22 protein-coding genes are annotated in these 25,615 nt (G+C 70.0%); 19 read left to right on the top strand and 3 right to left on the bottom strand.

Annotation, left to right across the window (positions count from 1 at the left end):
• The first annotated feature begins 117 nt into the window (after positions 1 to 117).
• Entirely contained in the window at positions 118 to 1,284 is a 1,167-nt protein-coding gene (sucC, locus tag P6897_RS13055) for an ADP-forming succinate--CoA ligase subunit beta (protein ID WP_269267968.1), read from the top strand.
• 27 nt (positions 1,285 to 1,311) lie between these two features.
• Positions 1,312 to 2,214, top strand: coding sequence for a succinate--CoA ligase subunit alpha (gene sucD / locus P6897_RS13050; protein ID WP_112617478.1), 903 nt, complete (start codon positions 1,312 to 1,314; stop codon positions 2,212 to 2,214).
• Positions 2,215 to 2,307: 93 nt separating this feature from the next.
• On the opposite strand, the gene P6897_RS13045 is transcribed toward sucD, so the two are convergent.
• Positions 2,308 to 3,744 (bottom strand): NCS2 family permease, encoded by a 1,437-nt coding sequence (locus tag P6897_RS13045; RefSeq protein WP_269267966.1) that lies wholly within the window; start codon positions 3,742 to 3,744, stop codon positions 2,308 to 2,310.
• A 79-nt stretch (positions 3,745 to 3,823) separates the two neighbouring features.
• Here P6897_RS13045 and P6897_RS13040 point away from each other — a divergent pair, with 79 nt between their 5' ends.
• The 7 genes from P6897_RS13040 to P6897_RS13010 all read left to right on the top strand — a co-directional run bounded on the left by P6897_RS13040 (position 3,824) and on the right by P6897_RS13010 (position 14,416).
• Positions 3,824 to 5,110 carry a DUF6350 family protein gene (locus P6897_RS13040; RefSeq protein WP_282501430.1) on the top strand — a complete coding sequence of 429 codons (1,287 nt, stop codon included), beginning with the start codon at positions 3,824 to 3,826 and terminating at the stop codon, positions 5,108 to 5,110.
• 4 nt (positions 5,111 to 5,114) lie between these two features.
• Positions 5,115 to 5,729, top strand: coding sequence for a phosphoribosylglycinamide formyltransferase (gene purN, locus P6897_RS13035; RefSeq protein ID WP_274178973.1), 615 nt, complete (start codon positions 5,115 to 5,117; stop codon positions 5,727 to 5,729).
• 39 nt (positions 5,730 to 5,768) lie between these two features.
• A complete protein-coding gene (purH, locus tag P6897_RS13030; RefSeq protein WP_112617475.1) occupies positions 5,769 to 7,373 on the top strand; it encodes a bifunctional phosphoribosylaminoimidazolecarboxamide formyltransferase/IMP cyclohydrolase in 1,605 nt (534 codons plus the stop codon).
• Between the two features lie 94 nt (positions 7,374 to 7,467).
• Entirely contained in the window at positions 7,468 to 8,907 is a 1,440-nt protein-coding gene (locus tag P6897_RS13025; RefSeq protein WP_282501428.1) for an RDD family protein, read from the top strand.
• A gap of 41 nt (positions 8,908 to 8,948) precedes the next feature.
• Positions 8,949 to 13,526, top strand: a complete 4,578-nt coding sequence (locus P6897_RS13020; RefSeq protein WP_282501427.1) for an FtsK/SpoIIIE domain-containing protein — start codon at positions 8,949 to 8,951, stop codon at positions 13,524 to 13,526.
• Between the two features lie 80 nt (positions 13,527 to 13,606).
• Positions 13,607 to 13,972, top strand: coding sequence for a hypothetical protein (locus tag P6897_RS13015; RefSeq protein WP_282501426.1), 366 nt, complete (start codon positions 13,607 to 13,609; stop codon positions 13,970 to 13,972).
• Between the two features lie 216 nt (positions 13,973 to 14,188).
• Positions 14,189 to 14,416, top strand: a complete 228-nt coding sequence (locus tag P6897_RS13010) for a hypothetical protein (RefSeq protein ID WP_282501425.1) — start codon at positions 14,189 to 14,191, stop codon at positions 14,414 to 14,416.
• A 240-nt stretch (positions 14,417 to 14,656) separates the two neighbouring features.
• On the opposite strand, the gene P6897_RS13005 is transcribed toward P6897_RS13010, so the two are convergent.
• Positions 14,657 to 16,150: an HNH endonuclease signature motif containing protein gene (locus P6897_RS13005; protein ID WP_282501424.1), complete on the bottom strand. Its 1,494-nt coding sequence runs from the start codon at positions 16,148 to 16,150 to the stop codon at positions 14,657 to 14,659.
• 589 nt (positions 16,151 to 16,739) lie between these two features.
• Here P6897_RS13005 and P6897_RS13000 point away from each other — a divergent pair.
• From P6897_RS13000 to P6897_RS12965, 8 genes are all read left to right on the top strand, one after another.
• Positions 16,740 to 17,027, top strand: a complete 288-nt coding sequence (locus tag P6897_RS13000) for a WXG100 family type VII secretion target (protein WP_112617469.1) — start codon at positions 16,740 to 16,742, stop codon at positions 17,025 to 17,027.
• A 64-nt stretch (positions 17,028 to 17,091) separates the two neighbouring features.
• Positions 17,092 to 17,394, top strand: a complete 303-nt coding sequence (locus P6897_RS12995) for a hypothetical protein (RefSeq protein ID WP_023955668.1) — start codon at positions 17,092 to 17,094, stop codon at positions 17,392 to 17,394.
• Positions 17,391 to 18,518, top strand: a complete 1,128-nt coding sequence (locus P6897_RS12990; RefSeq protein ID WP_112617468.1) for a hypothetical protein — start codon at positions 17,391 to 17,393, stop codon at positions 18,516 to 18,518. Before P6897_RS12995 ends, P6897_RS12990 begins: the two co-directional genes overlap by 4 nt.
• Positions 18,518 to 19,159: a hypothetical protein gene (locus tag P6897_RS12985; protein ID WP_282501423.1), complete on the top strand. Its 642-nt coding sequence runs from the start codon at positions 18,518 to 18,520 to the stop codon at positions 19,157 to 19,159. The genes P6897_RS12990 and P6897_RS12985 overlap by 1 nt, the downstream gene beginning before the upstream one ends.
• A gap of 10 nt (positions 19,160 to 19,169) precedes the next feature.
• Positions 19,170 to 19,844 carry a hypothetical protein gene (locus tag P6897_RS12980; RefSeq protein WP_282501422.1) on the top strand — a complete coding sequence of 225 codons (675 nt, stop codon included), beginning with the start codon at positions 19,170 to 19,172 and terminating at the stop codon, positions 19,842 to 19,844.
• A gap of 32 nt (positions 19,845 to 19,876) precedes the next feature.
• Positions 19,877 to 20,362, top strand: coding sequence for a hypothetical protein (locus tag P6897_RS12975; RefSeq protein ID WP_282501421.1), 486 nt, complete (start codon positions 19,877 to 19,879; stop codon positions 20,360 to 20,362).
• A 107-nt stretch (positions 20,363 to 20,469) separates the two neighbouring features.
• The gene (locus P6897_RS12970; RefSeq protein WP_274178964.1) at positions 20,470 to 21,120 is read left to right on the top strand and encodes a hypothetical protein; all 651 of its coding nucleotides are present in this window, start codon (positions 20,470 to 20,472) and stop codon (positions 21,118 to 21,120) included.
• An 80-nt stretch (positions 21,121 to 21,200) separates the two neighbouring features.
• Positions 21,201 to 21,926 (top strand): hypothetical protein, encoded by a 726-nt coding sequence (locus tag P6897_RS12965; RefSeq protein WP_274178963.1) that lies wholly within the window; start codon positions 21,201 to 21,203, stop codon positions 21,924 to 21,926.
• Positions 21,927 to 21,953: 27 nt separating this feature from the next.
• Here the strand turns inward: P6897_RS12965 and P6897_RS12960 are convergent, their stop codons facing one another.
• A complete protein-coding gene (locus P6897_RS12960; protein ID WP_282501420.1) occupies positions 21,954 to 23,381 on the bottom strand; it encodes an NAD(P)/FAD-dependent oxidoreductase in 1,428 nt (475 codons plus the stop codon).
• Between the two features lie 251 nt (positions 23,382 to 23,632).
• Between P6897_RS12960 and P6897_RS12955 the strand changes: the two genes are divergently transcribed.
• Complete coding sequence (locus P6897_RS12955) at positions 23,633 to 23,926, top strand: hypothetical protein (protein WP_282501419.1); 294 nt, start codon at positions 23,633 to 23,635, stop codon at positions 23,924 to 23,926.
• Positions 23,923 to 25,614 (top strand): alpha/beta hydrolase, encoded by a 1,692-nt coding sequence (locus P6897_RS12950; RefSeq protein ID WP_112617460.1) that lies wholly within the window; start codon positions 23,923 to 23,925, stop codon positions 25,612 to 25,614. The genes P6897_RS12955 and P6897_RS12950 overlap by 4 nt, the downstream gene beginning before the upstream one ends.
• Position 25,615: the final 1 nt, after the last annotated feature.

Below are 25,615 nucleotides of genomic sequence, written 5' to 3'. Positions count from 1 at the left end.
CGGCGGGGAGCGGACACGGGGCCGTCAGGCGCGGGTAGTAGGCTTTCCGATCGGGCGATCTCTCGACATCGAGATTCTTCACGCCCATCACCCACCGTCGCCCAGCGAAGGATTGCAGTGGACCTTTACGAGTACCAGGCCCGAGACCTGTTCGAGAAGTACGAGGTGCCGGTGCTCGCCGGCATCATCGCCGACACCCCTGAGGAGGCGAAGGCGGCGGCCGAGAAGATCGGCGGTGTCGTCGTCGTCAAGGCTCAGGTCAAGACCGGAGGTCGCGGCAAGGCCGGCGGCGTCAAGGTTGCCAAGACCCCCGACGAGGCATACGCCGCAGCCGAGGCCATCCTGGGCCTCGACATCAAGGGCCACGTGGTCCAGCGCGTCATGATCGCGCAGGGCGCCGACATCGCCGAGGAGTTCTACTTCTCGGTGCTGCTCGACCGCGCCAACCGCTCGTACCTGAGCCTGTGCTCGGTCGAGGGCGGCATGGAGATCGAGGAGCTCGCCGTCGAGCGTCCCGAGGCGCTCGCGCGCATCGAGGTCGACCCGCTGCAGGGCATCGATAAGGACAAGGCGGTCGAGATCGCCCGGGCCGCGAACTTCCCCGACGACCTCGTCGAGAAGGTCTCGGACGTGTTCGTCAAGCTCTACGACGTCTACAAGGGCGAGGGCGCGACCCTCGTCGAGGTGAACCCGCTCGTCCGCACGGGCGCCGGTGACATCGTCGCCCTCGACGGCAAGGTCTCGCTCGACGAGAACGCCAGCGAGGTGCGCCACCCCGAGCACGAGGAGCTCGAGGACAAGGGCGCCGCAGACCCGCTCGAGGCCAAGGCCAAGGAATCGGGCCTGAACTACGTCAAGCTCGACGGTCAGGTCGGGGTCATCGGCAACGGTGCGGGTCTGGTCATGTCGACCCTCGACGTCGTCGCCTACGCCGGTGAGAAGCACGGCGGCGTCAAGCCCGCCAACTTCCTCGACATCGGCGGCGGCGCGAACGCCCAGGTCATGGCCTCGGGTCTCGACGTCATCCTCGGCGACGAGCAGGTCAAGAGCGTCTTCGTCAACGTCTTCGGCGGCATCACGTCGTGCGTCGCCGTCGCGGAGGGCATCGTCAAGGCCCTCGAGATCCTGGGCGACTCGGCGACCAAGCCGCTCGTCGTGCGTCTCGACGGCAACCAGGTCGACGAGGGCCGCGCGATCCTCGCCGACGCGAACCACCCGCTCGTGACCCTCGCCGCCGGTATGGACGAGGGCGCCGACAAGGCCGCCGAGCTGGCGAACGCCTGAGCTCCGGACGCGAAAAGGACCAACGACATGTCTATCTACCTCAACAAGGACTCCAAGGTCATCGTCCAGGGCATCACGGGCGGTGAGGGCACCAAGCACACCGCGCTGATGCTCAAGGCGGGCACCAACATCGTCGGCGGCGTCAACGCCCGCAAGGCCGGCACCACCGTCTCGCACACCGATGCCGACGGAAACGCCGTCGAGCTGCCCGTGTTCGGATCGGTCGCCGAGGCGATCGAGAAGACCGGCGCCGACGTCTCGGTCGCGTTCGTGCCGCCCGCGTTCACCAAGGACGCCATGGTCGAGGCCATCGACGCCGAGATCCCCCTCCTCGTCGTCATCACCGAGGGCGTGCCCGTCGGCGAGTCGGCCGAGGCCTGGGCCTACGCGAAGTCGAAGGGCAACAAGACCCGCATCATCGGGCCGAACTGCCCCGGCATCATCACGCCCGGCGAGGCTCTCGCGGGCATCACGCCGGCGAACATCACGGGCAAGGGCCCGATCGGCCTCGTGTCGAAGTCGGGCACCCTGACCTACCAGATGATGTTCGAGCTGCGCGACCTCGGCTTCTCGACCGCCATCGGCATCGGCGGCGACCCGATCATCGGCACCACGCACATCGACGCCCTCGCGGCGTTCGAGGCCGACCCCGAGACGAAGGCCATCGTCATGATCGGCGAGATCGGCGGCGACGCCGAAGAGCGCGCGGCCGAGTACATCAAGGCGCACGTCTCCAAGCCGGTCGTCGGCTATGTCGCGGGCTTCACCGCCCCCGAGGGCAAGACCATGGGCCACGCCGGCGCCATCGTCTCCGGCTCCGCGGGCACGGCGCAGGCGAAGAAGGAGGCCCTCGAGGCCGCCGGAGTCAAGGTCGGCAAGACGCCTTCCGAGACCGCCGCGCTCATGCGGGAGATCATCGAGAAGCTCTGACGCTTCGGGATACGACGAAGGGGCGGATGCTGCGGCATCCGCCCCTTCGCTGTTCTCCGGAGCTGCGCCCGGCGGCGGCGTGCCGCGGTCGGGTCAGACTCCGAGGAGCGCCTCGAGGGGCCCGCGGGCGAAGAAGATCACGAATCCGCCGGCGACGACCCACAGCAGCGGGCTGATCTGCTTGACGCGGCCCGAGAGAGCGTTGACGAGCACCCACGAGATGAAGCCCGCACCGATGCCGTTGGCGATCGAGTAGGTGAGCGGCATGACGGTCGCCGTGAGGAACACCGGCAGCAGGACGCGGAAGTCGGTCAGGTCGATGTGCGCGATCTGCGACAGCATCATGGCTCCGACGATGACCAGTGCCGCCGCGGCGACCTCGGTGGGCACGATCGAGGTCAGCGGCGTGAAGAACATCGCCAGCAGGAAGACGAGGCCCGTCACGACGTTGGCGAGGCCTGTGCGCGCGCCCTCGCCGATGCCCGAGCCGGACTCGACGAAGACCGTGGCCGACGACGAGCTCGTCGCGCCACCCGCGATCGCACCGACGCCCTCGACGATCAGCGCCGACTTGATGCGCGGGAAGTCGCCCTTCGCGTCGGCGAGGTTCGCCTCCTTCGCGAGTCCGGTCATGGTGCCCATCGCGTCGAAGAAGTTGGAGAAGACGAGGGTGAAGACGAGCATGACGAGGGTCACGATGCTCACCTTGCCGAGGTCGAACCCGAAGTCGACTGCGCCGATGAGGCTCAGGTCGGGGACGCTGACGGGCGAGCCGGAGAGGGCCGGGACGGTCAGTCCCCACCCGCCGGGGTTCTCGGTGGCCGCGCCGAGATGCCAGATCGCCTCGACGACGATCGACAGGACCGTGCCCGTGACGATGCCGATGAGCATGCCGCCCTTGACCTTGCGAGCGACGAGGATGCCGGTCAGCAGGAGGGTGATGACGAACATCAGGGTCGGCACCGACGCGACGGACCCGCCGACGCCGAGACCGACCGGGGGAGAGGCCTGTCCGGTCGAGGTCACGAAACCGGAGTTGACGAAGCCGATGAACGCGATGAATAGGCCGATGGCCACCGTGATCGCGAGCTTCAGCTGCACGGGCACCGCATCGAAGATGAGCTTGCGCAGGCCGGTGGCGGCCAGCAGCACGATGATGACGCCGTTGATCATGACGAGCGCCATCGCCTCTGCCCACGTGACCTCGCCGACGACCCCGAACGCGACGAAGGCGTTGATGCCCAGGCCGGCGGCGAAGGCGAAGGGCAGACGCGTGATGAGACCGAACAGGATGGTCATGACACCCGCGGTCAGAGCGGTCGCGGCACTGACCGCCGCGAAGTCGAGGGTGGTCCCCGCGACATCCGGCTTGCCCGACAGGATGATCGGGTTCAGGATCACGATGTAGGCCATCGTGACGAAGGTCACGAGGCCGCCGCGGACCTCCGTGCCGATCGTCGAGCCGCGTCGGCTGATGTCGAAGAAGCGGTCGATGGCACCCTGGGGCGCGCGCGATTGCGTAGTGTTCACAAAATCCTCCGAGAAGACGGTAGCGCCCCGCGCGCGTCCGCCCGACACGCACAGGCTCGCTGGGTAGGGTCGATCAGGCATGAATCGCCTGCTCGTCGCCCTCCTCTCCGCCTTCGACGCCCTCGTCGCGGTGGCCGTCGGCGTTGCCGCGGCCCTGGCGCCGCTGACCGTCCTCTGGGCCGTCGCCTTCGGTGGTGGAGCCGACTGGTCGTCGCTCTGGCCCGCGTCGGTGCGCCTCTGGCAGTTCGGGAACCTGGTGCCGCTGGAGGTGACGCTGCCGCAGGAGTACACGGTGGGAACCGGCATCGGCGCCGACGCGATGTCGTTCTCGCTCTCGCTCGCGCCCCTCGCCGTGGCGCTGCTCATCGCGCTTTTCGCCGCGCGGTCGGGATCGCGCGCTGCCGGCGCGGGAGCCGGGTTCACGGGCGTGCTCGCGGGGGCATCGACCGTCGCCGTCGTTTCGGCCATCCTCGCCGCGACAGCCTCGACTCCGTACGCCGTCGTCGAGACCTGGCAGGCCGTCCTGCTGCCCACCGCCGTCTTCGCGGTGCCGGCCCTGGTCGGCTCCGTGACCCGCGCGTGGCGCGACGGCGACGACGGCCCCGTCGATTCGCTCTTCGTGCGGCTCGACCGCAGCGGTCATGCCGCCGCGGTATCGGCGGGGGCTCGCGGCCTCGCGATCGCCGTTCTCGGCTTCGTCGCGGTCGGTGCCCTCCTCGTCGGCATCGCCATGCTCGTCCGCGGCGGCGACATCGTGGCGCTCTTCCAGGCGGCCAACGTCGACGCGATCGGCGCGACGGTCATCACCATCGGCCAGGCGGCGTACCTGCCGACCTTCTTCGTGTGGGGCGGCGCGTTCGCGGCCGGCCCCGGGTTCTCGCTCGGCGCCGGCTCGACGGTCGCCGCCTCCGGCACGCAGCTGGGTGTGATCCCCGGTATCCCCGTGCTGGGAGCCGTCCCGCCGGCGACGCCGCCGATGCTGCTGCTCGCGGCGCTGCTGTTCGTCGCGGTGGGATTCGTCGCCGGGGCGGCGGCACGGCGCAGGCTTCCGGCGCCGGCATCCGCTCTCGCCGCCGAGCCCGTCGCGCCCCGGCTCATCGCCGCCGCGATTCTGGCGGTCGGAGGCGGTCTCGCCGTCGCGGTGCTGTCGATGTCGGCATCCGGCGCGTTCGGTCCTGACCGGCTCGACCAGATCGGCCCGTCCGCGGGCGCCGTCGGCCTCGCCTTCGCGGTCGAGGTCGGCATCGGTGCCGCGATCGCCCTCCTCGGCCCGCGGTCGTCGCATCGCGAACCCGGGCGCGACGCCCCCTCGGCAGCCGATGCCGAACACCCGGCTCAGACCGCCGGAAAGGCGTGGGTAGAGTAGGACGGTGCTGACGGTCGCGGTCCTCATCTCCGGTGGCGGGTCGAACCTGCGGGCCCTCCTGGACGCCGCGGCCGAGCCCGACTTCCCCGCCCGCGTGGTGGTCGTCGGAGCCGACCGGCCCGCCGACGGTCTCGCTCATGCCGACGCGTACAATATCCCGACCTTCGCGGTCCCGTTCCGCGAGTACGCGACGCGTGAGGAGTGGGGTGACGAGCTCGCTCGCCAGCTGGCGGCCTGGGCCCCCGACCTCATCGTGCTCAGCGGGCTGATGCGACTGCTGCCCGCCGCGGTCGTCGACGCGTGGTCGCCCCGCATCATCAACACCCACCCGGCGTATCTGCCCGAGTTCCCGGGCGCTCACGGCGTGCGCGATGCGCTCGTAGCCGGTGCCGAGCTGACGGGGGCAAGCGTCATCGTCGTGGATGCGGGCGTCGACACCGGGCCGATCCTGGCCCAGGAGCGCGTGCCCGTGCTCCCCTCCGACGACGAGGCGTCGCTGCACGAGCGCATCAAGCCCGTCGAACGCCGACTGCTCATCGACGTCGTGCGGCGCATCGCCACCGGCGAGATCGACCTCGCCGCGCCCGCATCCCCGAACCCGACCGCTCCGACCGCCTGACGCACCGCAGGCCCCACACCGCACCCGAGGAGAACCGCCATGGCCGGACCGAGCCACGACCCCGCCCTCTACCGCGCGCGCGACCTCGTCGCCGTCCGCCGAGCGCTCATCTCGGTGAGCGACAAGACCGATCTTCTGCCGCTCGCACAGGCTCTCGCCGATGCCGGTGTCGAGATCGTCTCAACCGGTGGATCGGCCGCGCTGCTCCGCGATGCGGGCCTGACCGTGACCGATGTCGCCGAGGTCACCGGGTTCCCGGAGTCGCTCGACGGGCGAGTGAAGACGCTGCACCCGGGCGTTCACGCCGGTCTTCTCGCCGACCTGCGACTCGAGAGCCACGAGGCCCAGCTCGGAGAGCTCGGCATCTCGGCGTTCGACCTCGTCGTCGTGAACCTGTACCCCTTCGTCGAGACGGTGGCCTCGGGCGCTGCGCCCGACGACGTCGTCGAGCAGATCGACATCGGCGGGCCCGCGATGGTGCGCGCGTCGGCGAAGAACTTCGCCAACGTCGCGATCGTCGTCTCGCCCTCGTCGTACCCGGCCATCATCGAGTCGGTCTCCGCCGGCGGGACGAGCCTCGCGCAGCGCCGCGACCTGGCTGCCCGCGCTTTCGCGCACACGGCGGAGTACGACCGGGCCGTCGCGACGTGGTTCGCCGAGTCGACCCTCGAGGGCGACGAGCTGCCGCAGCACCTCACGATCCGCGCCGAGCGTCTGGCCACGTTGCGCTACGGAGAGAACTCGCATCAGCGCGCCGCCATCTACACGCGCGCGGGCGGCCACGGCATCGCTCAGGCCGAGCAGCTGCAGGGCAAGGAGATGTCGTACAACAACTACGTCGACGCGGATGCCGCACTGCGCGCCGCGTTCGACATGGTCAAGCCCGCCGTCGCGATCATCAAGCACGCGAACCCGTGCGGCATCGCCGTCACCGCACCGCAGGCGCTCGACCCCATCGCATCCGCGCACCTGCGCGCGCACGAGTGCGACCCCGTGTCCGCATTCGGCGGGGTGATCGCCGCCAACCGGACCGTCACGCTCAAGATGGCCGAGAACCTGCGCGACATCTTCACCGAGGTGATCGTCGCTCCCGACTTCGAGCCCGCCGCGCTCGAGGTGTTCAAGCTGAAGAAGAATCTCCGCGTGCTGCGGCTCCCCGCCGACTGGCGTCAGGAGCGCATGGACGTCCGGCTCGTCTCGGGCGGGCTGCTGCTGCAGGACGCCGACCGCTTCCCCGATGACATCGAGTCGGTCGCCACGGACTGGCAGCTGGTGTCGGGGGAGCGTCCCGACCCCTCCGAGCTCGAGGGGATGATCTTCGCGTGGAAGGCGTGCCGTGCCGTCAAGTCGAACGCCATCGTGCTCGCTCAGGGGTCTGCGACGGTCGGCATCGGCATGGGACAGGTCAACCGCGTGGACTCGTGCCGCCTCGCCGTCGAGCGCGCCGGAGAGCGGGCGGCCGGCTCGGTCGCGGCATCCGATGCCTTCTTCCCCTTCGCCGACGGCCCGCAGGTCCTCATCGACGCGGGGATCAAGACGATCATCCAGCCCGGCGGTTCGGTGCGCGACCAGGAGGTCATCGATGCGGCCCAGGCCGCGGGCGTGACGATGTTCTTCACGGGCGAGCGCCACTTCTTCCACTGACGCCGAGCGGGGTCGGCCGAGTCAAGAGGTGATCGGCGGGCCCGGAACGGGCGATAGGGTCGCTTCGGGTGTGGATCGTTTCGAGGAGGAACGAGTGATCTGGGAGATCGATGAGCGCGCTCGGACGATCGAGGGGCTCGATGCGGACGGCCGACCGAGGCCGGAGTACGCCGCGTCTCTCGGACTGCGCCGAGCACCGTTCGGCCGGCGCGTGCTGGCCACGGCCATCGAAGCGCTGGTCCTGCTCCTGATCCAGTCGCCGCTGCTCGTCTTCGTGGTTCCGGCGCTGAGCGGCATCGCTCTGGCGGCCGAGCCCGTCGAGGCGCTCGGCGCCCGTGACGATCTGCTGCTGCTGATCATCCTCGCGGCCGTGAGCTCGGGTCTGTCGACGGCTTTCGTCCTCACCCAGCTCATCCTGCTCGGCCGCCGTGGAGTCACTCTGGGCAAGGCGCTGACGGGCTTGCGCGCCGTGAACGTCCGCACGCTGGAGCGTCCCGGCTTCTGGCGAGGCGCTGTCGTGCGCTACCTCGTCCTCTGCGCGAGCATGATCGTCCCGATTCTCGGCCCCCTGCTCGTCATCGCGCTCTCGCCCTTGTTCGACCCCAACCGGCGAGGCCGCAGCTGGCCCGATCTCGCGGCCGCCGTCTGGCTCGTCGACATCAAGCGCGGGCTCAACCCGTACGACGACAAGCGCATGCGCATCGCGAGGAAGACGGTCGCGACGGACCTGCTCGATGTGAAGACGGAGCTGCCGTCGCTCGCGACACCCGTCGCCTCGGCGGGCACCGGGTCGTACGTTCCGCTCGCGCGAAACAAGGGCGGTGTGCTCGGAGCCGTTCGCTCCGCACCCGGCAGCGGAATCATCGGCGAGACGGATGCCGTCGAGGAGGAGGAACGCCCGGGCATCCCCACCACGGTCGCGCCGGCGCCGTTCGTTGCACCCGCACCGGGCATGCCCGCGGCGTCGCCGCCGCCCGCAGCGCCGGGAGTGCCTGCCGGCGCACCCACGCCCGGTGCTATTGCTCCGGGGGCGATCGTCGCTCCCGCCGCCGGCGCGGCGCCGTGGACGCCGCCGTCGCTGCTCGAAGAGCCCGTTGCGCCGCCTGCCCCGGCTTCGCCTGCCCCGGCCGCCCCCGCCCCGGCTGCGCCCGCTGTGTCGGCGCCGGCACCCGTTCCCGCCGCCGAGCAGGTGGCCGCGCCGTCCGCGGTCGTCGAGCTCACGCTCGACTCGGGCGACACGATCGCGGTGCCGGGCGGGGGCGTCGTTCTGGGCCGGGCCCCGGCAACCGGTCCCGACGATGTGGACGTCTCACCCGTTCCGGTCGTGGACCACACGCGTTCGATCTCGAAGACCCATTGGGCGCTCCTTCGCTCCGGCGGCCGAGTCGTGGCTGTCGAACGCGGCTCGACCAACGGAAGCGTTCTCGTGCGCGGTGCCCGAGAGCAGGTCCTCGTCCCCGGCCAGCCCGTCGAGCTGCGCGACGGCGACACCATCCGCTTCGGCGACCGCTCCGCGGTCGTCGCGATCCGCTGACTCCCCGCCGACCGACGTCGCACGGCTGACAGGAAACCTCGATGAGACTCAAGCTGACTCTGCAGCGCCGCGATCACACCGGGACGGACATCGTCGTCACGTCCGACTCGACCGCCACCGTGCACGACGTCGCGCGTCGGATCGTCGACAGCGACCCGCGACGTGAAGTCGCCGCGGGCGACTCGGATGTCCTGACGTTGACGGTGGCGCCGCCGACGTCGCCCGATTTCGTCATGCTCGACCCGAACATGCTCGTCAGCGATGCTCCGATCGGCTCGGGGTTCGTTGCCACCGTGACGAACCTCGGAGCGGACTACGTCGCCACCCGCGGTGCCGGCGGCCCCGTCGCCGCGATCCTCCACGTGGTCGGCGGGCCGCTTGCGGGACGCGAGTTCTCGCTCCCGCAGGGCCACTTCACGATCGGCCGCTCGCAGGGCAACGACATCGTGCTCGATGACCGGCTGGTGTCCAAGCGTCACGCGCGCATCGAGATCGGGGCATCCGTCGAGCTCGTCGATCTGAACTCCGCCAATGGAATCGTCATCGACGGCGGTCTCGTGCAGCGCCTGCGCGTGATCCCCGGCCAGCGGTTCCAGCTCGGCGACACCGAGCTCGTCATCTCGATGGTCGAGAGCTTCGCCCCCGTCGAACAGGATCCTGTGCTCGAGCGGGGCGGCAGTCTCCTGTTCAACCGCAGCCCGCGGGTCGAGGCGCGCTACGTCGGCGAAGAGCTCGAAGAGCCGCGGATGCCGAAAGATCCGGTGTCGCGCCTCTTCCCATGGCCGATGCTCATCGCGCCCCTCATCCTGGGCATCGCGATGTTCTCGATCACCAACCAGCCGCGCACGCTGCTCATCGTCTTCATGACGCCGATGATGCTGCTCGGAAACTTCATCTCGCAGCGGACGCAGCTGGGCCAGCGTCAGCGCAAAGAGGTCGAAATCTTCGAGCGCACCTTCGAGGAGCTCGAGGAGAAGCTGTACCGGCTGCGGCCGCGTGAGCGCGAGGTGCGCAACGCCGAGGTCCCGCCCGTCGCCGTGGTCTTCGAGCAGTCGATGCAGCTCGGCCCGATGCTGTGGACGCGGCGCCCCGAGCACTGGAACTTCCTCTCGGTGCGGATGGGCACCTCCGAGGCTCCTTCACGCACGAGCGTCAAGCGTGCTGAGAACCCCGATGCGCTGCAGGAGTACGTCGAGCGCGTCGACCGGCTGCGCGAGCGCTACCGGATGATCGACGGCGTCCCCGTCCTTGAGTCGCTGCAGAGCGTCGGCGTGCTCGGCGTCGCCGGCGGCGCACGCGAGGCCGCGGATGCCCTCCGCGGGCTGGCCGTGCAGCTGTTCGGGCTGCACTCCCCGAACGATCTCGCCGCCGTCGCGCTGACCGAGCCCGAGTGGGCGAAGGAGCTCGAGTGGCTCAAGTGGCTGCCGCACACCTCGAGCGAGCGCAGCCCGTTCCGCGACATGCCGCTGTCGGATTCCGCCTCCACCGGCGCCGCACTGCTGTCCGGGCTCGAGGAGCTCGTGATGCGGCGATCGAAGGCGGCAGCCGCGCCCCGTCTGCCGTTCGACGACGACTGGGACCCGATGCGTTACGGCACCGATGTCCGTCGCGCCGCCGAAGAGGCGACCTTCCCGGGGCAGACCGCGGTGCTCGTCATCGTCACCTCCGACGCGCCGGTCGATCGTGCCCGTCTCACGCAGGTGCTGGAGCGCGGCGCCGACGTCGGTGTCTACGGCATCTTCGTCGCGCCCGTCGTCGACGCACTGCCCGCCGTGTGCCGCACGTTCGTCGACGTGTCGGCGGGACTCGGCGCGGCGCGTGTGGGAACCGTCCGCAGCGGCGTCGAGTACCCCGTCACAGAGGTCGAGGGCGTCTCGAACGAGCTCATGACGGTGCTCGCGAAGCGACTCGCTCCGGTGGCCGATGCCAGCACGATCATCGAGGACTCCTCCGACATCCCGAACTCGGTGATGTTCCTCTCGCTCGTCGGTTCCGAGCTCGCCTCCGACCCGACATTCGCTGTCGAGCGCTGGCGCGAGAACAACACGATCCTCGACCGCAGCGGGGGAGCGCTGCCGCGGCTGAAGAAGGCCGGCAACCTGCGCGCCATCGTGGGCCAGGGTGCGACCGACGCCATGACGCTCGACCTGCGGACGCAGGGGCCGCACGCCCTCGTCGGCGGTACGACGGGCGCCGGCAAGTCGGAGTTCCTGCAGGCGTGGGTGCTCGGCATGGCCGCGGCCCACAGCCCCGACCGCGTCACCTTCCTCTTCGTCGACTACAAGGGCGGATCGGCCTTCGCCGACTGCGTCGAGCTGCCGCACACCGTCGGCCTCGTCACCGACCTGAGCCCGCACCTGGTCCGTCGCGCCCTGACGAGCCTCCGGGCCGAGCTGCACCACCGCGAGCACCTGTTCAACCGCAAGAAGGCGAAGGACCTGCTCGAGCTCGAGAAGCGTCGCGACCCCGAGACGCCGCCCGCACTCGTGCTCGTGATCGACGAGTTCGCCGCGCTCGCGGGCGAGGTGCCGGAGTTCGTCGACGGCGTCGTCGACATCGCCCAGCGCGGTCGCTCGCTCGGCATCCACCTCATCATGGCGACGCAGCGTCCCGCCGGCGTCATCAAGGACAACCTCCGCGCCAACACGAACCTCCGCGTCGCCCTGCGCATGGCCGACGAGTCGGATTCCAAGGACGTCGTCGACGACCCCGTGGCGGCCCGATTCGACCCCAGCATCCCCGGCCGCGGTATCGCCAAGACCGGCCCCGGCCGTCTCGTTCCCTTCCAGTCGGCCTATGCCGGTGGCTGGAGCACCGATGAGGTCGTCGCCGCCGACGTCAGCGTCGCGGAGCTCCGCTTCGGGTCGGTGCAGCGCTGGGAGGTCGACGAGAAGCCCGAAGACCCGGCCGCCGAGGTCGATCCCGGACCCAACGACCAGAAGCGCATCGTCGCCACCCTCGTCGCCGCCGCGAACCGAGCGGCGATCCCGGCACCCCGTCGGCCCTGGCTCGACGACCTCGAGACCACCGTCGACATCCGTTCGCTGCCCGCGGGTCGCGCCGGGTCGATCCTCATCGGCAAGAGCGACATCCCCGAACGCCAGCTGCAAGAGGCGGTGTACTTCGATCCCGACCGCGACGGCTCGATGCTCGTGTACGGCACCAGCGGCTCGGGCAAGTCGACGGTCCTCCGCACGATCGCCATCGCCGCCGCGACGACGGGCCGCCGTGCCGAGAACATCGAGGTCTACGGTCTCGACTTCGGCTCGGGATCGCTCAAGAGCCTCGAGATTCTGCCCCATGTCGGGTCGGTGATCCCCGGCGACGACGCCGAGCGTGTGCAGCGCATCATGCGCTCGCTCGGGAAGGTGCTCGACGATCGCGGCAAGCGGTTCAGCGCCGCCAACGCGTCGACGATCGCCGAATACCGCGATCTCACCGGCCGTGACGAGGCGCGCATCGTGCTGCTCCTCGACGGGTTGCCGCAGTTCCGGGCCGAGTGGGAATCCACCACGGCGCGGATGCCGTTCTACCAGGCGTTCATGCGGATCCTCGGCGAGGGACGTCCGCTCGGCGTCCACGTCGTGGCCACCGCCGACCGTTCCGGCTCGGTGCCGACGGCGGTCAGCTCGAACATCTCGCGCCGCGTCGTGCTGCGCCTCTCGGACGAGAACGCCTACGCGCTGCTGAACGCGCCGAAGGACGTCCTCGACGAGCGCTCCGCGCCCGGGCGCGCGATCGTCGACGGGTTCGAGACGCAGATCGCCGTCCTCGGCGGAACGCCGAACGTCGCGGAGCAGACGAAGCTGCTCGGTCAGCTCGCCGACGAGCTGCGATCGCGCGGCGTGCGCGAGGTCGCGGAGATCGGTTCGCTGCCGACGCGTCTCGCGCCCGCGGACCTTCCCGACCGCATCGGCGAGTTCCCGGTGCTCGGCGTCGCGGAAGACACCCTGGCTGCGCGCGAGTTCGACCCCGTGGGAACGTTCGTCGTGGCGGGCCCGCCGATGGCCGGCAAGACCACCGCGATGAAGGCCCTCATCACGTCGATGACGCGCCTCGACCCCGAGGTGACGCTGTTCCACTTCGGCGGGCGCCGGTCGCAGCTGCGCGATTTCGCGCCGTGGGTGCGCAGTGCCACCACGCCCGACGATGCGAAGGAACTCGCCACTGAGCTCGCCGAACTCGTCGCCGACGAGACGCTGGGGCGCCGCATCCTCATCGTCGTCGAAGACGTGCCGCAGTTCGCCGACTCGCCGGCGGAGCGCCCGCTGAAGGCCCTGTTCCAGGCGGTCAACCGCAGCGACCACCTGCTCATCGGCGACGCCGACGTCACGCAGGTGACCAGCGGATTCGGCCTCGTCGGCGACTTCAAGGGCGGGCGCAAGGGCATCATCCTCAAACCGGATGCCTTCGACGGCGACGCCGTGTTCAAGGTGCCGTTCCCGAAGGTCAAGCGCAGCGACTTCCCCGAGGGCCGCGGCATCTTCGTGCAGGCCGGTCGTGCCGTCACGGTGCAGATGCCGCTGGTGGAGTCCGAGACCGTCGCGGCGTCTCGTCCGGTCGCGGCGGGCGCGGGGGAGGCCGTGTCGACCGACACCGTCACCGAGACCATCCGCTGAGTCGGATGTCGTCGGGGCGGGTCCGCGCGTCGCCAGCCACTGCGGGCGGGCGGTGGTGGGCGTGGATCGCGGGCGCCGGGATGACGTCCGCGGTCGTCTCGGCTGCCGTGATGTATCCACCGCTCCGGCGTATCCGGCTCGACCCCGGCCTCGCCCTTCCGATCATGGTGACGGCATCCGTCGTCGCGGTTCTCGCTCTCGGCGCGGCGGCCGTCGTCCGGCCTGCGGCAAGGCGAACGGATGCCGCGATCATCGCCACGATCGTCGCGGTGGCAATGGTCGCGGCGATCGGATACCGCGCTGTGGTGGGAACGTCTGCGGGCACGTCGTTCTCGGAAGCGCAACTGCGGCTGTGGTTCGCACTCGCCGTGGCGCAGGTCGTGCTCCTCGTCATCATCGCGGTGCGATCGCCCCGCACCCGGCGCGCCGATGAGGTGCGGCGTTGAGCATGCGAGCGACGATGCGGCGGTCATCGCCTACGTCCAGGCCGACCTCGAGCAGCTGTTCGCGTCGGTCGTCACGGTGACGCACTGAGCGTCTCTGTCGCTCCGGGCGCCGTGCCGCAGCGACCGCCTCACCACGACGAGCGCACTCCGCGAGCCGAACGCTCCATGTGGTGATCACCGTCGTCTCACCGATCGGGTGGCCAAGTGAGCGCACCGATGGACACGAAGTGGGACCCCGTCATCCCCTATCCGCTCTTCCTCGCGCCGACGGCGATCCTGGTCGGCCTCGCTGCCCTCTCCGGGGTTCTCGCGCTGGTGGTCGCCCTCAGTGCGCGAGCCGGCGACGAGTCAGGGCAGCGGGGTCCACTGGGCCCCACGGCGCCGGCCATGGTCAGTGCTTTCGCTTTCTCCTCCTCGTCCCCGACGGGGCACCCGGTGGGGTGACACCGTCTTCGGTGAGCAATGGGTGGCAGCAGCCGTTCGCGCCGGCGCGTTCGTCGTGCTGCTCTTCGGCGTGGCTGCCTCGTCCGCGAAGAGTCGTCGTCGCCGAGGCGCAGACGCATGAGCCCGTCCGCCGCGCACCTGGACGATGACCGCCCGCAGAGCGTGAACGTGGGATGACGTTCTTCAACGACAGTGCCACCGACTGGGCCGACGATCATTCCTTGAGCGCGGAGACGCGGTTCAGTCGCCTCGAAACGGTCGCTTTCCAGCGGCATTCCGAGTTCTTTCATACCCTGGCGCTGCGCGTCGGAACGGCGGAGATGCGCGCCAGAACGGTGGTGGTACGTCGGGTGGTGGCTCAGCCGTGCCGTGTGGTTCTGGGATCGTGAAGGTGACCAGTGGTGGTGGTGCGTCTTCGCGATAGACCCGCCCGGTCGGTGAGGTCCAGACGAGGGTTCCACCCGCGAGTTGTACCACGTGCCATCTGGTGTGGTGTTTGACGTCGTGGTGGCGCTTGCAGAGGTCGGCGAGGTTGCACACGTGTGTCTTGCCGCCGTCGGATGCGGCGATGGTGTGGTCGAGTTCGCATCGGATGGCGGGTTGTCGGCATCCGGGGAACCGGCAGTGCCGGTCCCGGGCTCGCAGCAACCGGATCATCGCCGCGGTGGGCCGGTACGCGTCGCATTCCAGCACGGTTCCGGTGACGGGGTGGGTGAGCAGCCGGTCCCACGAGGTGGCGTTGCCCGCGAGCTCGCGGGCGGTGGCGGCGTCGATGGGGGAGCGCCCGGCTAGATCGGCCGGCCCCTCGTCCTGACCCATCAGCGTCAGCGCGGATACCGCGACCTGCACGTGTGCGCGGATCGCGCCGAGGGTTCCGTTGCCGTCACCGGTCGCGGTGGGATCGAGGGTCGGTGTTCCGGCCAGCAGGAGGTCGGAGAACACGTCGGCTCGAACCTGGTCGATGCTCCGGCCGTCGTCGATGAACGACGACCCGACATCAAGCGTCGTTTCGGCGTCGGGTGCGCGGCCATTCGCGTCGGCTCGCTCGTCAGGAACGCCCGCGGCGTCGCGCGCAGGTCGTGCGTTGATGATCTCCCGCGCCTGTCGCGTAAGTCGGTCGACGATTCCGTCGGCGATCACGGTCGGCAGCGTCGCGATCAAATCCGACATCCCGTCCGGGCCGGGCTTGACCGAGACGCACCTCCCCGCCGCGACCTCCTCGTGGCGTTCCGTGAACGATCGCGGGTGCACCCGTTCGGCGACCATTTGGAGCGCGTCGCGCACCCGGTTCGGGGCGTCGCGTTCGCACTTCTCGATCGCGAGGCGTTCGAACTCCGCACGGTCACCCGCCGGGATGACGCATCCGACGTCCTGGATGACCCGCACGTGCCCGCGGACGATCCGCCCGGCCTCCCATGCCGCCATCGTCAACGGGTAGTTGTCGACGAGGTCTCGGGCTTCGTCGATGCGACGCTGCAACGTCCGGTCGGTCGCGACGAACACCCCGGCAAGCTCGGCGGCGATCAGTGCCATCTCCCGCGCCTTCACCCGCTCGGACGCGCCCGCCGACTGCTGCTCAGCCAGCACCCCCGCCGCCACCAGAACCCGCACCTCCCGGACCTGCCCGGCCCGCACCACATCCGCAGCCGCCTCGGCATCCGCGACCAGCGCCGCGAGCGCGGCGACGTCGGCGTCGCTGCCCATCCCGCTGTCGGATGCGTGGTTCGAATGCATGTTCTAATCATGGCACCGACGTCCGACATTCACCCGAACTGTCCACAGGCTGCGGCATCCGCGCGATCGACCGTGGGAACATGCCGCAGCACAGCCGTCCGAACCTGACGCGTCACGCACGTTCGGACCGCGGTGGAGCCTCCCGAACGCCTGGGTTCCGCTCATCATCATCGCCGTCGTCAACATCGTTCCCGCCGCGATCGTTCTGGCTGGCCGCGGCCGCGGCTCACATCGCCCTGCACGTCTTCCTCTCGCGCGTCGTCCGATTCCGCGGGGATGGTCCGATGTCGAGAAGCTCGAGATGACGATGGCGCCGGAGGCCATGTCGCCTCGCACGAAGGCCGCGCTCGCGGGTGTCGGCCACCTCACCTGAGCCCACCGACGGGCGGGATGGAAAAGACCGCGGTATCACGGCGCGTCCTCTCGGCATGAAGGGCGGAACTGCGCCACGGGCTGCCAGAGGAAAGCGATTGCCTAGCACATTCCGAGATGGGGAGTTCTCCCCATCGACCTGATGTGATCGGTGCCGATAGGTTTTCTGTGTCGGCTCCGGAGGGGGGTCGGGACATCTACTTTCAGGAGGGCCGTCATGGCTGATTTCGGTGCATCTTATGGCGAGATGGAGCAGGTTGCGAGCTCGCTGGCGCAGGCTCGTGATGACATTCAGGGTCAGCTGGACACCCTGAAGTCGCAGGTCGACACGCTTCTGGGCGACGACTTCAAGACGCAGCACGCGTCGGGCAAGTTCGGTGAGGGCTACTCCGAGCTCACCACCGGTCTGAAGAACGCGGTCGATGGCATCAACGACATGTCCGAGTCGCTGCTGGGCATGATGCGCGCGATCCAGGACCTCGACCAGCAGCTCGCCGGCAGCTGATCTCGTCTTCTCGGAGCCGAGGCGTCCTGGGCGCCTCGGCTCCGCTCGATTCTCGGAGGTGACCATGGTCGACGTGCGGATCGACTACGGCGCGATGCGCGCCAGCCGCAACGCTTACGCGAACATGCGGGATGTTCTCGACGGGGCGACACGAGCGATGTCGAACGTGTCGGGCGCGGCCGTGCCCCAAGACGTGCTGCGGCGGCGTCTCGAGGATCTCCACGACTCGTGGGGTGGCGGTATCGACAAACTCGCCCGCTATGCGGAAGACGCGGGCACGGGACTCGAGGGCATTCTCGAGGCATTCCAGCAGCTCGACACCGAGCTCGGCAACAGCATGGTTCCGCAGGAAGGATCGGCGTCGTGACCGACTTCTCCGCTCTCGGCTTCGACCCCGCCCCTGGCGATGTCGCGACGCTCTCCGGATATGTGGATGCGCTCACCACCAGCTGCGACGGCGTCGATGACGCGCTGTCGATGATGGACGGCTCCGACGACGCCGCCTGGATCGGGAAGTCGGCGACGGCGTTCCGCGCCGCACTCAGCGAGGACTTCCGACCGCACCTCAGTGACACCGGCGAGGCGTTGCGCACATCGCGGACGGCCCTCGCGACCTGGACCGATCAGCTCACCAACTACCAGCGGCGTGCCGCAGCGCTCGCGGAGGAGGCCTCAGCGGCATCCGCGAGCGTCGCCTCATCGGAATCGGCCCATGCGCAGGCGCAGGCGAACAAGGACGCCGAGGACGCCGACCCGGATGCCGTGTCGAACGCGTCGACGGCGCTGGCGAACGCGCAGGGCGAGCTGGAGTCGATCCGCGCGCGCGCTCGTCAGCTCAAGGACGAGGTCGATGCCGACGCCGCCGCCGCGGCCGGAGCACTGCTTTCCGCGAGCGACACGCTGAACTCCTACGCCGGCAACCCGGTCATGAACTTCCTGGGCTCGGCCGGCGACTGGCTCGCCGACGCAGGCAACTGGCTCATGGACAACGTGGTGCCGATCCTGGAGGACATCCTCCGGGCGGCGCTGCCGATCATCGCGATCCTCTCGCTCTTCATCCCCGTCCTCGGCACGGTGGCGCTCATCATGTCCATCGCGCTCGTCGCGATCGACGGCCTGCAATGGGCGACCGGTCGCGGAACGTTCGCCGAGTTCGCCACCGGCGCCCTCGGACTGCTGGCGGGTGGCGCGCTCGGGCAGGCTGCAAAGGCGCTGATCGGCCCCGGTGGACAGGTGCTCATCCCGTCGATCCAGGGCATGACGCCGGCGATCGCCGGCGGTGGGGCCGCGGCGGGAAGCGTCGCCGTGGCGCTCAACGTCAATCTGCCCAACATGGTCGCGAACACCTACTGGACCGTGAACAGTGCGATGGACGCCCACAGCAAGGGGACGGACTTCGTCGACAGTCTGACCGGGCCGTGGCAGAACCTCTCCGAGCGGTTCAACAACACCCTGCGCGGCAACGGTCCGCGCACCGACGAGGAGGTCTGATGACCGAGCAGGAGGCGACGCTCGACCCGATCGCGGCTGAGGGGGCGCCGCTGCGGGTCTGGCAGCGCGTGCCCCAGGGGTGGATCGAGTTCCGCTCGTTCGGCGATCGTTCGCCGCAGGAGTGGCTCGACTGGTACCTCGTGAGTGCCGAGGGCTGGCTCCCGGATGCTGCGCGCGACGCGATCGTCGACGGATTCCGCGCCGGCGTCGAGCTGTTCGCCGACACAGCTTTCGCGTTCGCCGGTGTCTCGCTGACGTTGGGCGAGCGCCCGGCGGCGTTCTTCCTCTGCACGAACGTGGTGCCGGGGGCGGCCGAGACCGACGCCGCCGCGACGGCGTTCCACCGGCTGCTCCCGCTCGCGCGGTTCGGCGAGGGCGGGCGCAGCGAGAGCTTCACCACCCCGGACGGCCGCGTCGGCACCATCACCCTCGGTGCGTCGATGGACGGCGGGATGCCGCATCTCACGGCGGTCGGCGAGATCCGTCTTCCCGGCGGCGCGGGCACCGCCGTCGTCATGGGGTTGTGCTCCGACCCGCAGCAGTCGGCCGAGCTGGCGCTGCACGTCGCGTTCGCGCTCACGACCACTCAGGCTCTGCCCGAGGGTGTCGAGCCCGCGGAGCCCGAGCCCGCCGCCACGTAGCATTCTGTCCATGGCGTTCGCTTTCATCCAGGCAGCATCCCGCCCGCTCCTCGAGACAGGCGAGGCGGGGGAGCCTGCGGCATCCGCGGGGCCGTCCGACGCCGATCGTGCTGTCACCGTCCTGCGTGCCGACTACGAGCGATGGTCGCGCTGGGCGCTCGGAATCGTCGGATTCGTCGCTGCCGCGGGCGGCGTGTTCTTCGCGGGCGGGCTGGTCGCGACCGTCGTGGCGATGGGCGTCGTGACACCGGACACCGTCATCGTCATCGTCATCGCAGCGGCGATCGCGCTCGGAGGCGTCGCGCTGCTCGTGGTGTTGTGGCGCACGGGTCGCGCTTTGACTCGCGCCGCGTCGTTCTGGCTGCGCGCACCGTACGTCGCGGGCCAGCGCGCGCCGCGCGCCGCCGGATGGGTACAGGCGCGTACCGTCAACCTCGAGCCGCGCATCCTGGTCCGTCTGAGCACGGCGACCTTGGCGCTGCTCGTCGCCATCGGCGGTGTCGCGGTCTTCGTGCGTGACCTCGGCGCCGGCGTCTCGGTTTTCACGGTGCCGGTCCTGCTGGTCGGCATCTGCGGCGCCCTCAGCGGCATCGGTCAGATCAGCGGCGTATTGCGTATCGTCAACGGCCTGAGTGCGGGCGACCCGCTGTGGGCGTGGCTGACGCGCTCGGTGCGCGCTCGCTGACACGCGCTCCATCTGCCGCATACGCTGACACCGTGGTCCTGCCGTCGTCGCCGCCGAGCCGCGTGCACGCGTTCGCCACACGAGCCTTTGCGATCGTTGCCGTGATTCCGTCCGTTGCGCTGATCGTATTCCTCGTGGGGTCGCTGATCCTCTCGGGCGGGCAGGTCAGCGAGTCCACAAGGGCCAAGTGGGCCGTCGCGGCGCCGTATCCGCTCTTCGTCATGCCCGCCGGAGTCCTGATCGCGCTAGCCGGTGCATTCGTGGTCTTGGCCGTCGTCTCGGTGGCGACCGCGCGTCGCGACGATGTGCCGGGTCTGCGCGGACTTATCGGGCCTGGCATTGCCGCCGCGATCGCTGCGGTCCTGTTCGCCGGTATGACGCCGGAGCGCGGCGTGCGTGCGGGGGACATGGTGTGGGGTGCCCAATGGACCGCGGCCCCGATCTCGGCTCTCGCGGTCGTCATCCTGGTCGTGGGCATCGCCGTGCTCTCCCGACGTTCCTCGATTGGTGAGCGATGACGGCGGGCCGGCTGAGGCACTCGCGGAGCAGCTCATACCGCCACCGCGCGACAGGGCGAGCGCGACGCACGTTTGCCATGGCCCTGGCCACGGGAATGGTAGTGATCATGACGGGATGCAGTTCCGCAGCCGAAGCACCGACGGGAGATGCGCTCTACCGCGACGGCGAGGATCGATACCTCTCGTACGCGACGACCATGCATTCGGTGATCATGGCGATCCACGATGGTGAGTGGAAGGTGGATCAGGGGTCGTGGGGCGCCTCGCCTATCCCGTGCCGGACAGAGGGCGGCTCCGACGGGTATGCCTTCTCGTGGGCCCGACTGCTGGAGCAGGATGCCCCGGATGTCGACGCGATCGTGGCGGCATCATCCGCTGCCTTCGAGGCCGCAGACATGTCGGCGACCACCACGACCTACGGCGAGGGAGACCGCCAGGAAGTCAACGTGATCGCGACGGGTGGTCCCGTCGTTCGTGGCGTCGTGACCATCCGCCCTGCCCTGGGTACGATCCGAGTGACCGCGGAACCCGGGTGCTTCCCCGGTGACGCCGCGAAGCTGTATGACATGGTTTTCGCCGGCATCTCCTACCCCGGACTCGCCCTGCGCGTGCCGGCCTTCGAGGGGCCCGATTGGCAACCCCGGTTCTATTTCCCCGAGGACGGCAGCCCGGTGTACTGGAACGAGGACGGAACGCCGATCGAACCTCCGCCCGCGTCCACCGACTTTCCCGTCGCCCCGTACGGTGGTGACTCATAGGCTTCCTCCACACCACGGCTCGCGGCTGGGCAGAAGGCCACTCGCTCGCCGCTGACGTCCGATTCGCGCAACTCGAGGCTGTGGCCTACCAGCGGCATCCGGAGATCTTCCAGCACTTCGGCGCCGACGGCGCCGCGATGGCGCACCGCCTGCACGCGAACGCGAAGAGGTCATCGTTACATCGCATCCTCGACGTCGTGCTGTGGGCCCTCGTGATCGGCGCGTTCTTCGCACCGATCGCGGGCCTCGCCGTGCTCATGGGCGACCGCTTCGACTTCCACCGCATCGAGGCCCAGCGGGCGATGCCGATCGCGGGCGCGATGTTCACCGTCGCGGCGGTCAGCCAGGCCACCCTCCTGGTCATCTGGCTGGTCCGGGGCGCCCGGTTCTCGTGGCCGGAGTTCTCCATCCACCTCGTGGCGGCGGCGATGGCACTTCTCGCGCTGGGCACGATGCCCGGCGTCGCCGAGCTCGACGACTACACGGGGTGGCAGCAGTGGCGGGTTCCGGTCCTCATCGCGCTCGGCGTCGCCGGGCTGGCAGCCCTCGTGATGCTGGTGCGCTTCCGCGTCCGCGAGCCCGATGGCGACGGCGAGGGCGCGCCCGAGACAGGCCTCAGCGTCGGCGACATCCGCGCCCGCATCGCGGCGCTGCCGGCGGGTGAGCGTCAGGCCATCGTCGACGACCGGAACGCCGCGCTCGCCGTGCTGCACGAGCGTGGCCTGATCGATGCCGAAACCCTCGAGCGGGCCCTCGGGTGCGAGCCGGGAACGCTGTTCCTCCTCGACGCCGAGCGGCCCGCGTGAGCCGGTGGCTGCGGCGGGCCGACCGGGTCAGATGTTCGGGCGACCGTAGGTCTCGAGGAAGCGCAGCCACACCTCGCTGAGCGTCGGGTACGCCGGCACGGCGTGCCACAATCGCGCGAGCGGAACCTCGCCGACGACCGCGATCGTCGCAGCCTGCAGCAGCTCGCCGACATCCGCCCCGACGAACGTCGCTCCGATGAGAACGCCGCGGTCCTCGTCGACGATCGCCCGTGCCTGACCGGAGTAGGCGTCAGACCGCGTCGACGCGCCCGCGATCCACGAGAGGTCGTAGTCCAGCACACGGATGTTGCGTCCCGCAGCACGCGCGGATGCCTCGGTCTCGCCGATCGATGCCACCTCGGGGTCGGTGAACGTCACCTGCGGCACGGCGCCGTGGTCGGCGGTCGCGACGTGCGCGCCCCATGGGGCGTCGTCGATGGTGCCCCCGGTCGCCCGCGCGACGATCCCGTCGCCCGCGGCGCGGGCCTGGTACTTGCCCTGGTGGGTGAGGAGGGCGCGGTGGTTGACGTCGCCGACCGCGTAGAGCCAGTCGGATCCGCGGACGAGCATCGTGTCGTCGACCTCCAGCCACGAGCCGGGCTGGAGGTCGACGGCATCCAGCCCGAGATCGTCGGTACGCGGGACGCGACCGGTCGCGACGAGCACCTCAGCGGCGCGGACGCGCGTGCCGTTCGACAGCTCGAGCTCGACCTGACCGTCGTCGACGCGCTGGGCGGAGACGAGGTCGGTGTGCAGCAGCACCCGCGCGCCGCGGTCGGTCAGCGACTGCGCGACGAGGTCGCCCGCGAAGGGCTCCATCGGTCCGAGCAGCCGGCTGCGCGCGATGAGCGTCACCTCGCTGCCGAGGTCGACGAACGCCGTGGCCATCTCCGCGGCGACGACACCGCCGCCGACGATCGCGAGCGAGCCCGGGATCTCCTGCACGGCGGTCGCTTCGCGACTCGTCCACGGAGACACATCGGCCAGGCCGGGGATATCGGGGAGGAGAGCCGCCGAACCGGTGCACACCGCGACGGCGTGACGTGCGATGAGGGTGGTGAGCGAGCCGTCGGGTCCGGTGACCTCGACGCGCTTCTCGCCGGAGAGGCGGCCGTGCCCGCGGACGAGGTCGACGCCGGCCCCCTGGAGCCACTCGACCTGCGACGCGTCGTTCCAGTCGGAGGTCAGCGAGTCGCGGCGGCGAAGTACCCCGGCGACGTCGATCTCGCCCGTCACAGCCTGCTTCGCACCGTCGACCGCGCGCGCCGCGCGGAGGGCGGCGCCGGCTCGCAGCAGACCTTTCGACGGCATGCACGCCCAGTACGAGCACTCGCCGCCGACGAGTTCGCTCTCGACGATGGCAACGCTCAGGCCGCCCTGCACGGCGCGGTCGGCGACGTTCTCTCCGACGGGACCGGCTCCGATGACGACGAGGTCGTAGGTGCGTTCGCTCATGTCGCGACGCTAACCCCGGTTGCGGGCTGTGCGCCAGCACTTGCGCTCAGCGGGGTCGCGCGTGCCGCCAACGGGCTGAGCGGCTCGATCCGACCCGTGAGCGGGGATGGCAGGGGGTTGAGCCTGTGCGCGGTCCGGTCTGGCGGCGATTCGTCGGCCGGCGACGCAGGGGAGTTCTCCCCATCGACGCGGCGTCCAGGCCCCCGATAGCGTGTGAGCGTCGGCCGGACCGAGCCGGCGGAGGGGGCCCGATGTCAGACGTCGAGATCTACTATCACGCGCTCACGAGCGCCGCGGATGCGATCCAGACGCGGGTCTCGAGCGCGGTGATGGACAACGCCGACATCCAAGGCGACGACACCGGTGTCGAGCACCCCGCGCACCGGGTCGCGCTCCGTCTCGAGATGAACCGGCGGCTGAGCGGACTGAATCGCGCCGTGCTCGAGCGCACGACCGCGGCATCCGAGGTCGGCGCGTTGCTGACCGCGATCGCGACGCGCTACTCCGACCTCGACGTCGAGCTCACCGGGCAGGAGCAGCCGTGACCCTCACCTCTCCGAACCGCGGCTACCCGCTCGAACGCCTCGAGGGCAATCCCGGGTCGATGAGCTGGTGGAGCAGCGCGTTCAGCCGTGTCGCCGGCTCGCTCGGTGAACTCCGTACGACCGTCCAGTCCGCGACCGATCTCGACGGTGTCGGTGCATCGATCCGGTCGGCTCGCTCCAAAGCGCAGGAGGTCGCCAGCGCCTTGGCCGCGGAGATCGCCGAGGCGGAGCTTCTCGCGGGGGTGCTGCAGCGGTACGCGGACGCGTTCTCGTCGTCGGCGGAGGCGGCGAACCGGCTCATCGACGACATCGAGTCCGCCCACGCTTCGTTGGCATCGGCATCAGCCGCAGCCGATGAAGCGGGGCTGAACGCGCTGTGGACCTCGCGCTCCGGCGAGCCGGCCGACGTCCGGCGCGCGAACGATGCGGCGCAGGATGCCGTCGCCGCCCGGGATGCCGCGGCGCGCGATCTGGCCGATCTTTGGGAGCAGTTCGAGAGCCACTACTCCGCCTGGGATGCGGCCTACGACGCGGCGCTCGCCGAGCTCGCCGGCGGTGCGGGGCCGGCGATGACGTCGCAGGCGCAGAACCTGCTCGACCAGCTGCTCGCGGCGGACACCCCGCAGGCGGTGCTCGAGCTGTGGCTCGCACACCCCGAGCTGCAGGACGAGATCGCCCGAGCGCATCCCGACATCATCGGCAACCTCGACGGCATCCCCTACGACGTCCGCGGGCGGGTCAACCGAGAGCGCCTGGAGGCGTTGTACAACTCCAACCTGACCGGAGAGTTCGGCGACCAGATCGACGCGCTCTGGAACACCCTCGTGCAAGGTGCACCGCCGCCACTTCTGGTTTCGTTCGATCCGGACGGGTCGGCTCAGGTGACGGCCGCTCTCGCGTACGGCGACCTCGCGACCGCGACCGACATCAACGTGCTCGTGCCCGGGATGCTGTCGAACGTGACGGGGATGGGCGAATGGGGCGATTCTGCGCGTGCGCTCAACGCCGCCGGGTCGAACATCGCGAGTGTCGTGTGGTTCGGGTACGACTCGCCCACCGTCGCAGAGGAGCCGTCCATGCAGCGCGCGAACGACGGCGCTCCGGCTCTTCGTGCCTTTCTGCTCGGTCTTGACGCAGTGCACCCCGCGGCAGAGAAGGCCGTCATCGCGCACTCTTATGGCAGCACCACCGCCGCCCTCGCGATCGGGTCACGCCCGGACGCTCTCGGCGTCGACCAGTTCATCGCCGTGGGATCGGCCGGATTCCCGAGCGACCCGCAGATCTTGTCGAACCTTCAGAACGCCGAGGGCCTGAGGATGTACGCGACGCTGTCCGAGAACGACGCCTGGGCGCGGATCGGCCGCGACACGAGCTGGGGTGGCGCGCACGGCACCGTACCGGAGACTCTTCCGGGAATGACGGAGTTCGGCAGCGACGGTGGCCGCGCCGACGGCGAGGACCTCGCCCCGACACCTGGGCATGCCGCGCATTCGGGTGGGAACGGGCCGCTTCCCTCCGGGGACGGCGAGGGATACCTCGTGGAAGGATCGGAGTCGTTCTACAACATCCAGCAGATCATCCTGACCGGTGAGCCCGGGACGGAGATGGACGGCGAAGGCAGCGAGAGCGGCTTCTGGGATCTGCCCGACTGGCTGGAGTGGCTGCCCGTTGACCCTTACCGGACGTGAC

Origin of the sequence: Microbacterium sp. BDGP8, assembly GCF_029991045.1 — a bacterium.
Lineage (GTDB): Bacteria > Actinomycetota > Actinomycetes > Actinomycetales > Microbacteriaceae > Microbacterium > Microbacterium plantarum.
This window is presented reverse-complemented; position numbering and strand designations above follow the sequence as displayed.